General features: G+C 67.4%; 10 protein-coding genes. 9 read left to right on the top strand and 1 reads right to left on the bottom strand.

Annotation, left to right across the window (positions count from 1 at the left end):
• The first annotated feature begins 221 nt into the window (after positions 1-221).
• The 9 genes from ACQ4OD_RS25850 (at position 222) to ACQ4OD_RS25810 (ending at position 12,593) form a co-directional block, all read left to right on the top strand.
• A complete protein-coding gene (locus ACQ4OD_RS25850) occupies positions 222-1,181 on the top strand; it encodes an AAA family ATPase (RefSeq protein ID WP_011532987.1) in 960 nt (319 codons plus the stop codon).
• Between the two features lie 4 nt (positions 1,182-1,185).
• Positions 1,186-2,130 carry a DUF58 domain-containing protein gene (locus tag ACQ4OD_RS25845; RefSeq protein WP_198755836.1) on the top strand — a complete coding sequence of 315 codons (945 nt, stop codon included), beginning with the start codon at positions 1,186-1,188 and terminating at the stop codon, positions 2,128-2,130.
• Positions 2,127-2,621: a DUF4381 domain-containing protein gene (locus ACQ4OD_RS25840; protein WP_046854739.1), complete on the top strand. Its 495-nt coding sequence runs from the start codon at positions 2,127-2,129 to the stop codon at positions 2,619-2,621. The genes ACQ4OD_RS25845 and ACQ4OD_RS25840 overlap by 4 nt, the downstream gene beginning before the upstream one ends.
• Positions 2,614-3,690, top strand: coding sequence for a vWA domain-containing protein (locus ACQ4OD_RS25835; RefSeq protein WP_102685378.1), 1,077 nt, complete (start codon positions 2,614-2,616; stop codon positions 3,688-3,690). The genes ACQ4OD_RS25840 and ACQ4OD_RS25835 overlap by 8 nt, the downstream gene beginning before the upstream one ends.
• Positions 3,687-5,405, top strand: coding sequence for a vWA domain-containing protein (locus ACQ4OD_RS25830; protein WP_198755835.1), 1,719 nt, complete (start codon positions 3,687-3,689; stop codon positions 5,403-5,405). Before ACQ4OD_RS25835 ends, ACQ4OD_RS25830 begins: the two co-directional genes overlap by 4 nt.
• Positions 5,402-7,027 (top strand): BatD family protein, encoded by a 1,626-nt coding sequence (locus ACQ4OD_RS25825; protein WP_430945181.1) that lies wholly within the window; start codon positions 5,402-5,404, stop codon positions 7,025-7,027. The genes ACQ4OD_RS25830 and ACQ4OD_RS25825 overlap by 4 nt, the downstream gene beginning before the upstream one ends.
• Positions 7,028-7,123: 96 nt before the next feature.
• Entirely contained in the window at positions 7,124-8,362 is a 1,239-nt protein-coding gene (locus ACQ4OD_RS25820; protein WP_430945180.1) for an exonuclease SbcCD subunit D C-terminal domain-containing protein, read from the top strand.
• On the top strand, positions 8,359-12,003 hold the full coding sequence (locus ACQ4OD_RS25815; RefSeq protein WP_430945179.1) for an AAA family ATPase: 3,645 nt from the start codon (positions 8,359-8,361) through the stop codon (positions 12,001-12,003). Before ACQ4OD_RS25820 ends, ACQ4OD_RS25815 begins: the two co-directional genes overlap by 4 nt.
• The gene (locus tag ACQ4OD_RS25810; RefSeq protein ID WP_198755831.1) at positions 12,000-12,593 is read left to right on the top strand and encodes a glutathione S-transferase; all 594 of its coding nucleotides are present in this window, start codon (positions 12,000-12,002) and stop codon (positions 12,591-12,593) included. Before ACQ4OD_RS25815 ends, ACQ4OD_RS25810 begins: the two co-directional genes overlap by 4 nt.
• A gap of 157 nt (positions 12,594-12,750) precedes the next feature.
• Here ACQ4OD_RS25810 and ACQ4OD_RS25805 read toward each other — a convergent pair whose 3' ends face one another.
• Complete coding sequence (locus tag ACQ4OD_RS25805) at positions 12,751-12,927, bottom strand: hypothetical protein (RefSeq protein WP_177486000.1); 177 nt, start codon at positions 12,925-12,927, stop codon at positions 12,751-12,753.
• Between the last annotated feature and the right edge of the window lie 135 nt (positions 12,928-13,062).

Genomic DNA, 13,062 nt, shown 5'->3' with positions numbered 1-13,062 from the left:
TGCGCGCTTAGAAGCAAGAGCAACGGCAAGATCGGGATCGGGATCGGGATCGGGATCGGGATCGGGATCGGGATCGGGACAGTCTTGCTCCCCCAACCCATCCTTTACACGTTTTTTGCAAACCCCCATTGGTCCCCGCCCCCCCGGATGGATTAAAGTATCACCCCTCGCCCGGCATCCGCTCCCAGCGCGCCAGGGCCCATCCCCAGGAACCGTCAACGATGGAACACCGTGAGGCGCTGATCGCGCTGCGCACCTTTCTCTCTTCCCAGATCCTCGGCCAGGAAAAACTGGTCGAGCGCTTGCTGATCGTGCTCCTGGCCGACGGCCACATGCTGGTCGAGGGGGCCCCGGGCCTGGCCAAGACCAAGGCCATCAAGGAGCTCGCCGAGGGTATCGAGGCCCAGTTCCATCGCATTCAGTTCACCCCCGACCTGCTCCCGGCCGACATCACCGGCACCGAGATCTACCGCCCGGAAACCGGCAGCTTCGTGTTCCAGCAAGGCCCGATCTTCCACAACCTGGTGCTGGCCGACGAAATCAACCGCGCACCCGCCAAGGTGCAGTCGGCCCTGCTCGAGGCCATGGCCGAGCGCCAGGTCAGCGTCGGGCGCAGTACCTACGAGCTGTCGCCGCTGTTCCTGGTGATGGCCACGCAGAACCCGATCGAGCAGGAAGGCACCTACCCGCTGCCCGAAGCCCAGCTCGACCGTTTCCTGATGCACGTGAAGATCGGCTTCCCCGATGCCGCCGTCGAGCGGCGCATCCTCCTGCAAGCGCGGGGCGAGGCCCTGGGCGGCGAGGTGAAGCCCGAGCGGCGGGTCAGCCAGCAGGCGATCTTCGCCGCGCGCAAGGAAATCCTCGGCCTGTACATGGCCGACGCGGTAGAGGAATACCTGGTGCAACTGGTCATGGCCACCCGCACACCGGCCAAGTTCGACAGCGAACTGGCCGACTGGATCGCCTACGGCGCCAGCCCCCGTGGCTCGATCGCCCTCGACCGCTGCGCCCGCGCCCACGCCTGGCTGGCCGGGCGCGACTTCGTCAGCCCCGAGGATATCCAGGCGGTGCTGTTCGACGTGCTGCGCCACCGCATCATCCTGTCGTTCGAGGCCGAGGCGGCGGGGGTCGACCAGGACCGCGTGGTCCAGCGCATCCTCGACGTCGTCGCCGTCGCCTGACCCCATGTCCACCACGCAGCTGGCCGAACCCGGCATCCGCATCGGCCTGGCCGACCTGATCGACATGCGCCACCGCGTGCGCGAGATCCAGCTGTTCTCCCGGCCCGGCCAACGCAGCCCGCTGGTGGGCCTGCACCACTCGAAACTGCGTGGCCGCGGGGTGGACTTCGACCAGGTGCGGGTCTACCAGGCCGGCGACGATGTGCGCAACATCGACTGGCGCGTCACCGCGCGCACCCAGGAGCCGCACACCAAGCTGTTCCATGAAGAGCGCGAACGGCCGATCTTCATCATGGTCGAGCAGAGCCAGCGGCTATTCTTCGGCTCCGGATTGATGTTCAAGTCGGTGCTGGCCGCCCAGGCCGCTGCCCTGTTCGGCTGGGCCGCGCTGGGCCACAACGACCGTATCGGCGGGCTGGTGTTCGGCGACAACGAGCACCATGAGGTCAAGCCCAGGCGCAGCAAGCAGAGCCTGCTGCAACTGCTCAACCGCCTGGCCAAGATCAACCAGGCCCTGCACACCGAGGCCCAGCCCCAGGCCGACAGCCTGGGCCTTGCCCTGCGCCGGGCGCGAGAGGTACTGCGCCCGGGCAGCCTGGCCATCGTCATCTGCGACGAACGCGCCCTCAGCGCCAGCGTCGAGCAGCACCTGGCCATGCTCTCGCGCCACTGCGACGTGCTTTTGATGCCGGTCAGTGACCCGCTCGACCACGCCCTGCCCGCCGCCGGCCTGCTGCGCTTCGCCCAGCGCGGCGCGCAGCTGGAGCTCGACACCCTCGACGCCAACCTGCGCCAGGCCTACCGCCAGCAGGCCGAGGCGCGCATCGAGCGCTGGGAGCTGCTGGCGCAGAAACTGCGCGTGGTGCTGATGCCGCTGAGCACCCAGAGCGAGATGATCGAGCAGTTGCGTGAGTACCTGAATGCACAGCGCCTGGGAGGCGCGAAATGAACCCGCTGGACCAGCTGCAGCCGCTGATCGCGCCACCCGCCATCGGCCTGTGGCCGCCCGCGCCCGGCTGGTGGCTGCTGCTGGCCATGCTGCCCCTGCTCGGCTGGGGCGCCTGGCGCCTGCGCCACTGGCGCCCGGGCAAGCGCAAGGTGGTGCGCGCCGAACTGCCGCTGGACCCGATCCGTGTCGAGGCCCTGGCCGAACTGGCGCGCCTGCCGCGTCCCTATGACGGGGCGCCCGCCGGGGCCTGGCTGCAGCAGATCAACGCCCTGCTCAAACGTCTGTGCCGTAATCACTACCCGGGGGCCAACAGCCATACCCTCAATGGCCGGCAATGGCTGGCGTTTCTCGACAACCGCTGCCCGGCCGCCGGCCTGACCCGCTGGATGGTGCTGGTCGAAGGCGCCTACAAGCCCGAGTGCAAGCTCGACGACAAGGCCATCGCTGGGCTCGCCCAGGCGGTCGAAACCTGGATCCGCAAGCATGTTTGAACTGGCCTGGCCGTGGATCTTCCTGCTGTTGCCGCTGCCCTGGCTGGCGCGCCTGCTGCTGCCGGCAGCCGACAGCGGCGAACCGGTGCTCAAGGTCGGCTTCCTTGACGAGCTCGAGGGCCTGGCCGGGCGCCGTGCCCGCCTGAACCTGCCAACCTGGCGCCAGCAGGCACCGTTCATCCTGATCTGGTTGCTGCTGTTGCTGGCCGCGGCGCGCCCGCAATGGCTGGGCGACCCGGTACCGGTCTCGGCCAGCGGTCGCGACCTGCTGGTAGCGGTGGACGTGTCGGGCTCGATGGACTACCCCGACATGCAGTGGAAGGACGACGAGATCAGCCGCCTGGACCTGGTCAAGGCACTGATGGGCGACTTCCTGCAGGACCGCCAGGGCGACCGCGTCGGCCTGATCCTGTTCGGCAGCCAGGCCTACCTGCAGGCCCCGCTGACCTTCGACCGACGCACCGTGCGCACCTTCCTCGACGAAGCGCAGATCGGCATCGCCGGCAAGAACACCGCCATCGGCGACGCCATTGGCCTGGCCGTCAAACGCCTGCGCCAGCGCCCGGCGCAGAGCCGGGTGCTGATCCTGATCACCGACGGCGCCAACAACGGCGGGCAGATCCACCCGCTGACTGCCGCCCGCCTGGCGGCCCAGGAAGGCGTGCGCATCTACACCATTGGCATCGGCGCCAACCCCGAGGCCAGCGGCACACCGGGGCTGCTGGGGCTGAACCCAAGCCTGGACCTGGACGAAGCCGCGCTCAGGGAGATCGCCGAAATCACGCACGGCAGCTACTTCCGCGCCCACGACGGCGCCGAACTGGGTGCCATCGGCGACACCCTGGACCAGCTCGAGCCAGTGGCCCAGCAGCCGACCCAGGCCCGCACCGCCCATGAGCTGTACGCCTGGCCACTGGCCCTGGCGCTGCTGCTCAGCGTGCTGCTGGTGGTGGCCGTGCAGTGGCCGGACAACCTGCTGCAACGCCTGCTGCGCAAACCGCGCTTCCTGCAGCCCCACCCGGAATGGCGACAGCGCCTCAAACGCCTGCGCCTGAGGAGGCGGCGATGATCGAACTCTGGCCGCAATGGCTGCGCCCGCTCTGGCTGCTGGTACTGCCACTGCTTGGCTGGCTGCTGTTCAAGCTCTGGCACCGGCGCAAACGCGCCGGACGCTGGCAGTTGATCCTGCCGCAGCCGTTTCACGCGGTACTGCTCGGCGGCGGCAGCGGCAGCACCAGCAAGCTGCCGTGGATCGCCCTGGGCGTGGCCTGGCTGCTGATCGTCCTGGCCCTGCTCGGCCCCAGCTGGCAACGCCTCGAGGAAACGCGCCAGCGCCCGGCCGACCCGCTGGTGATCCTGCTCGAACTGACGCCGCAGATGCTCGCCGAGGACAGCGCGCCGAACCGCCTGGAGCAGGCCAGACGCAAGGTCCTCGACCTGCTCGATCACCGTCGCGACAGCCAGACCGCGTTGATCGTCTATGCCGGCAGCGCCCACACCCTGGTGCCGTTGTCCGATGACCTCGGCACCACGCGCAACCTGCTCGAGGCCGTCGACCCGACAATCATGCCGCAGCCCGGCCAGCGCGCCGACCTGGCCGTGCGCAAGGGCCTGGCCCTGCTGGCCCAGAGCGGCCTGGGCCAAGGCCGCCTGCTGCTGATCGGCGCGTCGCTGAGCGAGCTTGAGCGCGAAGGCATACGCCAGGCCCTTGGCCGCCAGGGCCCGAGCCTGCTGATGCTGGGCGTCGGCAGCGCCGAGGGCGCGCCAGTGCGCCAGGCCAATGGCGAGTACCTCAAGGACGACCAGGGCGGCATCCTTTTGCCGCGCCTGGACAGCGCCTCGCTGAAGTCCTTCATCGGCTCGACCGGCGGGCGCTATCGCCATGCCCGCATCGACGACCTCGACCTGCGCGGCCTCGGCCTGTTCGACAACCCACGCTTGCTGCACAACGATGGCCAGACCCTGCAACTGGACAGCTGGGCCGACCAGGGCTACTGGCTATTGCTGCCCTTGCTGCTGCTCGCCGCCTGCGCCGGTCGACGTGGCTGGCTGTTCTGCCTGCCGTTGCTGCTGGCCCTGCCGCAGCCAAGCCAGGCCTTCGAGTTCAACGACCTGTGGCTGCGCCCCGACCAGCAAGGCCAGCGCCTGCTGGAACGGCAACGCCCCGCCGAGGCCGCCCGGCACTTCGCCGACAGCCAGTGGCGCGGCATGGCCCTGTACCAGGCCGGCGACTTCGAAGGCGCCGCCGCCGCGTTCGCCCAGGCCGGCACGGCAGCCGCCCACTACAATCGAGGTAACGCCCTGGCCCGCGCCGGCGAACTGGAAGCGGCGCTGGACGCTTACGAACAAGCACTGGAGCGCCAACCCGACCTGAAAGCGGCGCTGGACAACCAGGCGCTGGTCCAGCAATTGTTGCAACAGCGCCAGGCCAAGGCCGAGGAACAGCCGAACAATGCCGATGCCCGGGACACGCCTGGCAACGAGACCGAAGGCAACAGCAGCTCGACCAGCAGCCAGGCCCAGGGCTCGCCGGACAGCGACAACCCGGCACAAGGCCAGCAGAACGGTGACAGCCAGGGCAACTCCCAGGCTCCGTCCGGCACTGCCGGCGGCGATGAAGACAGCATCACCCAGCCGCCCCAGCGGCCGCTCTCCACCAGCCTCGACGCCGAACAGCGCCAGGCCCTGGAACAATGGTTGCGGGAGATCCCCGATAATCCGGCGGAACTGCTGCGGCGCAAATTCTGGTATGAACAGCAATTGCATCAGGAAACCCCACGATGAGTCGCTTCGGCGTCTTTCTCCTAGGCCTGTTGTGGAGCCTCGCGGCCCAGGCCGAACCGACCCTGCAGGCCAGCGTCGACCGTACCCGCCTGGAAGCCGGCGAAACCCTGGAGCTCACCCTCGAGAGCCAGGACGTGACCCAGTTCGGCAAGCCCGACCTGCGCACCCTCGAGCCCGACTTCGAGGTCCGTGGCACGCGCCAACTCAACAGCCTGCATACCCTGGACGGCGAGACCCGCGCCAGCACCCGCTGGATCATCACCCTGCTGCCCCGGCGCAGCGGCAGCCTGCGCATCCCCGAGCTGCAGCTGGGCCAGTCGCGCAGCCAGGCCATCGAGCTGCAGGTACAGCAGGCTGACAGCCAGCGCCCGGACGCAGCGTCGCAAGTGTTCGTCGAGGCCAACCTGGACAGCAGCGAGGTCTATGTCCAGGCCCAGGCCGTGCTGACCCTGCGCATCTACCATTCGGTGGCGCTGTACGACGACAGCAACCTCAGCCCGCTGCAACTGGAGAACGCCAAGGTCGACCCGCTGGGCGAGTCGCGCACCTACGAGAAAGAGATCAACGGCGTGCGCCATGGGGTGATCGAGACCCGCTACGCCATCTACCCCCAGCAAAGCGGCAACCTTGACGTGCCGCCGCTGCGCTTCACCGCCACCGCAGCCGACAATGGCGAGCAACCCGCCGGCACGCCAAGGGTCGGCCGCCAGGTGCAGGTCAGTTCGCTGCCGTTGCGCCTGACGGTAAAGCCCATCCCGGCCGGCTACCCGGCCGACCGCCCCTGGCTGCCGGCACGCAGCCTGACCCTTGAAGAACACTGGAACCCCGACCCGAACAGCCAGCCGACGCAGATCGGCGACTCGTTGACCCGCAACATCAGCGTGCGCGCCGAAGGCCTTTCAAGCACCCAGCTGCCGCCGTTGCCGGCCACCGAGGCAATCGGCCTGCGCCGCTACCCCGACCAGCCGTTGCTGCGCAACGAGATCGGCGAGCGCGGCATGGTCGCCAACCGCGAGGAACGCGAGGCGCTGGTGCCGACCCACAGCGGCGAACTGGCCTTGGCGGCGCTGGAGGTGACCTGGTGGAACACCCGCGAGGACCACCTGGAGCACAGCAGCCTGCCGGCACGCACCCTGAACGTGCAGGACAATCCGGCGCTCAGCGCCGACACCCCGGCCGGCGACAGCAACATGGCCCCAGGCCTGCTCTGGCCCTGGCAACTGGCGACGTTGGTGCTGGCGCTGACTACCCTGCTCGGTTTCACCCTGTGGTGGCGCGCCCGTTCGCAACCGGCGGTACTGCGGGCGGCGCAGACTGGCCCGAGCCCACGCACGCTGCTCGACGACCTCAAGCGCGCCTGCCAGGCCAACGACCCGCAGGCCACCCGCCAGGCGCTGGACGCCTGGGCGCGGCAGCAGCCGGAAACCCTGGCCGAGATGGCGGCGCGTTTCGTGCCGTTGTCCGATGCGCTGGATGGGTTGAACGGTGCGTTGTACAGCGAGAGCGGCCAGTATTGGCATGGCGACGAGCTGTGGCGGGCGATCGGTGCCATACCGCCGGCCGAGCAGGTGCTGGCGCCAACGGGTGAGGCCAGTAGCCTGCCACCGCTGTATCCCAAGTAGCCTCATCGCGGGCCAAGCCCGCTCCCACAAGTCCGCGATGGGTTACCATACCGCCCGAATCCAAACGCCCCCTGCCGCTTACCCTACGGATCTTCCATGCGTCTGTTTCACACCTCCGACTGGCACCTGGGCCAGAGCCTGCACGGCCAGGAACGCGACTTCGAACACGCCTGCTTCCTCGACTGGCTGCTCGGCCAGTTGCGCTTGCGCCAGCCCGACGCGCTGCTGATCGCAGGCGACATCTTCGACACCGTCAATCCGCCGGTCAAAGCCCAGGAGCGCCTCTACGACTTCATCGTCCAGGCCCACGAGCAACAGCCCAAGCTGGATATCGTGATGATCGCTGGCAACCACGACTCCGGCTCGCGCATCGAGCTGCCGGCGCCACTGATGCGGCGCCTGCGCACCCACGCCCTGGGCCGCGTGCACTGGCTCGACGAAGGCCAGCTGGACGCCGAGCGCCTGCTGATCCCGCTGACCAACGCCCGCGGCAAGGTCGGCGCCTGGTGCCTGGCCCTGCCCTTCCTGCGTCCCGCCGAAGTCACCGGGCCGGCGCTGGGTGACGACTACCTGCAGGGCATCACCCAGGTCCACGAGCAGTTGATCGCGGCGGCGCAGAAGAAACGCAAGAAGGGCCAGGCGCTGGTCGCCATCAGCCATGCGCACATGGCCGGCGGCAGCATCTCGGAAGACTCCGAACGCAGCCTGATCATCGGCAATGCCGAGGCGCTGCCAGCGCGGCTGTTCGACAAGGCCATCAGCTATGTCGCCCTGGGTCATCTGCACAAGCCGCAGAAGGTCAACCGCGAGGATCGCATCCGCTACAGCGGCGCGCCGATCCCGCTGTCGTTCGCCGAGATCAACTACCCGCACCAGGTGCTGGAAGTGGAGCTGGAGGGCACCGAACTGGTCAGTGTCGAGCCGCGCCCGGTGCCGCGTGCCGTGGCCCTGCAGCGGGTCGGCCCGGCACCGCTGGGCGAGTTGCTCGAACAACTGGGGCAGTTGCCGGTGATCGACCTGCTCGAGGACCCCAACCGCCAACCCTGGCTGGAGGTGCGGGTAAGCCTGGACGAGCCGCAGCCCGACCTGCGCCAGCAGATCGAGACAGCCCTGCAGGGCAAGGCTGTGCGCCTGGTGCGCATCAGCGCCGAGTATGCCGGCGCCGGGCGCCAGGATGAGGATGAACAAGCCTTTGTCGAACTGGCCCAGCTGACCCCGCAGGACCTGTTCAGCCGTGCCTGGCAGCAACAGTACGGCAACCCCGTCGACGAACAGGCCCTGGCCGACTTTGCCGAGCTGTTGCAGGACGTGCTGCAAGAAGAGGAACGACCATGAAGATTCTCGCCATCCGCCTGAAGAACCTGGCCTCCCTTGCCGGCCCCCTCGACATCGACTTCACCGCCGAGCCCCTGGCCAGCGCCGGCTTGTTCGCCATCACCGGGCCGACCGGAGCCGGCAAGAGTACGTTGCTCGACGCCCTGTGCCTGGCCCTGTTCGGCAACGTGCCACGGCTGAACGATATCGCCCGGGAAGCCAAGGTGCCGGATGCCGACGGCGAGATCCCCACCTCCGATCCACGCAACCTGCTACGCCGAGGTACCGGCAGCGGCTTTGCCGAAGTGGATTTCATCGGCATCGACGGCTGCCGCTACCGTGCCCGCTGGGAAGCCAACCGCGCCCGCGAGAAAGCCACCGGCAAGCTGCAGAACAGCCGCCAGAGCCTCTACGACCTGGACAGCGAGCAGTTGCTGGGTAGTGGCAAGAACGAATACAAGCAACTGGTCGAGGCTCGCCTGGGCCTGAACTTCGAGCAGTTCACACGTGCAGTGATGCTCGCCCAGAGCGAGTTCGGCGCGTTCCTCAAGGCCGACGACCGTGAGCGCAGCGAGTTGCTGGAAAAGCTCACCAATACGGCGATCTACACCCGCCTCGGCCAGCGCGCGTTCACCAAGGCTCGGGAAACCGGCGAGGTTCACAACGACCTGAAGAGACAGGCCGAGCACCTGCTGCCGATGGACGCCGAAGCCCGCGCCACCCTCGACCAGGAACTGGAACAGGCCCAGCAACAGTTCAAGGCCGAGCAGGCGCGCCAGCGCCTGCTCGAGCAACAGCGCACCTGGTTCGAAGAACAGCAGCGCCTGCAAATCCAGCACCATGAGGCCGGCACTGCCCTGCAAGCCGCCGAGCAGGCGTGGCAGCAACTGGCCGAGCAGCGCGTCGACCTGCAACGCCTGGAGCGCCTGGCGCCCCAGCGCCACCAATTCCATCGCCAACAGCACCTGGCCGCGCAACTGGCCCCGGTGCAGGCGGATATCGACCAGCAACAACGCCAGCAAAGCGATCTGCAGCAAAATATCGACACACAGCAGCAGGCCCTCGAGGCAGCCCGCCAGCACCTGGCCCGGCAGCAAGCCCTGCAAGGCGACAATGCACCGCGCCTGCGCCAGGCCTTCGCCGCTCAAGGTGACATCGCACGTCTGGACAAAGACCTCGCCGCGCAGCGCGAAGCCTGTAACCAGGCCGAGCAGGAGGCCAGCGCAGGACAGCAGCAACTGCAACAGCTGGAAGACCATCAGCAGCGCAGCCAGCAGCAGTTGTCGCAGATCGATGCCGCCCTGGCCGAAAGCCAGCACCTGGGCGGCCTCGCCGACGCCTGGCAGGCCTATCTGCCGCAACTCAAGCAGGTCATGCTGATCGGCGGCCGCCTGGCCAAGGGCCGCGAAGAGCTGCCCGGGCTGCAGGCCCAGGCCAGCCAAGCCAACGCCCAACTGCAAGCGCAACGCGAGCATTTCGAACTGCTGTTCCGCGAAGCCGGTGCCGAACCCCATGCGTTGGCCGAGCAGGTCGATCTGCTCGGCGCCATGCTTCAGGACAACCGCAAGCAACAGCGCGCCGTCGAAGAGCTGAGCCGCCTGCATGGCCGCGAGCAGGAACTGCGCCAGGCCCTCGCCGCCCTGCGTGAACGCCAGCAGCAAGCCATGCAGCGGCGCCAGCAACTGATCGGCGAAGGCACCGCGGCCAAGGCCGAGCTGGAAAGCGCAGAGCAAGCGCTGACCCTCACCCGTCAATTGCTCGAACGCCAGCGCCTGGCGCGCAACACCAGCGTCGAGGAGCTGCGCGCACAACTGCGCGACGGCGAGCCTTGCCCGGTCTGCGGTAGCGCCGAACACCCGTTCCACCAGCCCGAAGCGCTGTTGCACAGCCTTGGTCGGCACGACCAGGCCGAGGAAGAGGCGGCGCACAAGCAAGTCGAGCAGCTCAATGGCAAGCTGGTGGAACTGCGCACCGAACTGGGCGTGGTCAATGCCCAGCTCAAGGATTACCAGCAACAGCAGCAGCAGCTCGGCGAGCAGTTGCAACCTGTGATCGAACAGGTCCAGGCCCACGCCCTGTGGCCGGCACTTGCCCCGCAGGACGACGCTGCCCGCGGCAAGTGGCTCGATGGCCAGTTACGTCGACTCGGCGAGGAAATCGAGCGCGACGAGAAACGCCAGGGCGCCCTGCTCACCTTGCAAAAGGATGCCGCGCGCCTCACCCAGCAATTGCAGACCGCAGGCGAAGCCCAGCAACAGGCGCAGCGTCACCTCGACCAGCAACACCAGGCCCTGGCCGCCGACGCCCAGCAATTGGAACAAAGCCTCGACGGCTTGGGCAGCGTGCTGCCCCAGGATATTCTCCAGGCCCTGCGCGACGACCCGTCCAACGCTTTCATCAGCCTCGACCAGCAGATCGCCCAGCGCCGTCAGCAGCTCGACCTGCGCAAGGACGAGCAGGAAGAGCAACAGGCCCGTCAAGTCCAGCTCGACAAGCTGCGCGACCAGCAACAGGCACGCCTGCAAGGGCAGCAGCAACTGCAACAGAAACTCGCCGTGCTGGACGAGCAACACCAGCAGGCCCGAGCCACCCTGAGCGAGCTGCTCGGTGAACAGCCCAGCGCCGAAGCCTGGCAACAGCACATGGACTCCCTGCTGGAACAGGCACGGACCGCCGAGGCCGACAGCGTCCAGCATCTGCAAGCGCTGCACACCCAAAGCGTGCAGCTGGCCGCCGACCTCAAGGCCAACCAGCAGCGCCAACAGGCACTGGAGCAGGAGCATCAGCAGTTACAGGGCGAGATCGCTCATTGGCGCAGCGCTCATCCTGAGCTGGACGATGCCGGCCTTGACCGCCTGCTGGCCATCGACGATGCCCAGCTCGGTGAACTGCGTCAGCACCTGCAAACCGCGGAGAAGTCCATCGAGCAGGGCCGCGTGCTGCTTCAGGAGCGTGAACAACGCCTGCAGCAGCATGCCAGCCAGGCCCACGGCGAGTTGCCGGTGGAAGAGCTGGAGCAAGCGCTAAGCGAGCTCCAGCAGCAGCTGGCTGTTCAAGAACAATGCTGCGCCGAGCTACGCGCGCGCCAGGCCGACGACCAGCGCCGCCAGCACGCCAGCCAGGCCCTGGCCGAGCAGATCGAGCAGGCTTACCAGCAATGGCAGCGCTGGGCGCGGCTGAATGCGCTGATCGGCTCAGCCTCCGGCGATGTGTTCCGCAAGATCGCCCAGGGCTACAACCTCGACCTGCTGCTGCACCACGCCAACAGCCAGCTGCGCCAGTTGGCCAAACGCTACCGCCTCAAGCGTGGCGGCAGCGCCCTGGGCCTGCTGGTGCTGGACACCGAGATGGGCGACGAGCTGCGCTCGGTGCACTCGCTGTCGGGTGGCGAAACCTTCCTGGTCTCACTGGCCCTGGCTCTGGGCCTGGCGTCGATGGCCTCGAGCACCCTGCGCATCGAATCGCTGTTCATCGACGAAGGTTTCGGCAGCCTCGACCCCGAGTCGCTGCAACTGGCCATGGACGCCCTTGATGGCCTGCAGGCCCAGGGCCGCAAGGTGGCGGTAATCTCCCACGTGCAGGAGATGCACGAGCGCATTCCGGTGCAGATCAAGGTGCGCCGCCAGGGCAACGGCCTGAGCGATGTCGAGGTGTGCGGGTGATCCTCTACTCGTTCCGCCGCTGCCCCTGGGCCATGCGCGCACGCCTGGCGCTGCGCTACGCCGGGTGCGAGGTGCAGGTGGTCGAGGTAAATATGAAGGAAAAGCCCGCCGCACTGCTGGCACTGTCGCCCAAGGGCACGGTGCCGGTGCTCGATAGCGGGAATGGCGTACTGGAGGAAAGCATCGACATCATGCGCTGGGCGCTCGACCGGCACGACCCCGATGACTGGCGCCTGCTGGCCGACCCGGCGGCGGCGCGCCAGGCCGAAGCGCTGATCGCCCGCAACGACAGCACGTTCAAGGCGCAGGTGAACCTGTACAAATATGCCGAGCGCTATCCCGAGCATTCCCGGGCCCACTACCGGGCACAGTCCGAACCCTGGCTGGCCGAGCTGGAAAGCCTGCTCGAAAACCGGCCTTGGCTGTTGGCCGACCACCCGTGCCTGGCCGACGCCGCCTTGCTGCCCTTGATGCGCCAGTTTGCCGGGGTCGAACCGCAATGGTTCGCCGAGGCGGCTTATCCGCGGCTGCGGAGCTGGTTGCAGGTCTGGCTGGAATCGGCGCTGTTCAAGGCCGTGATGGCCAAGTGAGACAGCGTGTCGCTCAGAGCGCCAGAATCGGCGCGGACATCAACAACAGCACAACCGCCGTGATACGCCACATCATGCTCTGCCCCTTTGGCGAGTCAAAAATTTAGCGTCAAATTAAATCACATGGCTTTGTGCTATTACCAATGCCTTTACACACTCAATTGGAGTGCTTGCTCAAGGCGGCATGGAAATGCGCGCTTTGTTGCAGGTACTTCTGGGTGTAGCTGTTGGTGCTCGACGCCTTCGCGTGCTGCTCCGCCTGGGCATGGGCTGGCAGAACGACGGAGGCGGAGATGGCGGAGGCGGCGATGAGTGGGAAGAGATTGAAGTTCATGCTGGCAGACCTCGACTTCGGTGGTTGACGTTGGCCCGTCGTGGGCCTTGGGTCAAAACTTACGCCGATAGGTCCGCCTGTAAAAATTCATTGCGGCAGTAGCCATTATCATGGCCATTGATAATCAAGGCGTGA

It is taken from the genome of Pseudomonas sp. WC1 (assembly GCF_050586565.1).
Classification (GTDB): domain Bacteria; phylum Pseudomonadota; class Gammaproteobacteria; order Pseudomonadales; family Pseudomonadaceae; genus Aquipseudomonas.
The sequence above is the reverse complement of the archived record's forward strand: the minus strand, read 5'-3'. Positions and strand labels throughout refer to the sequence as shown.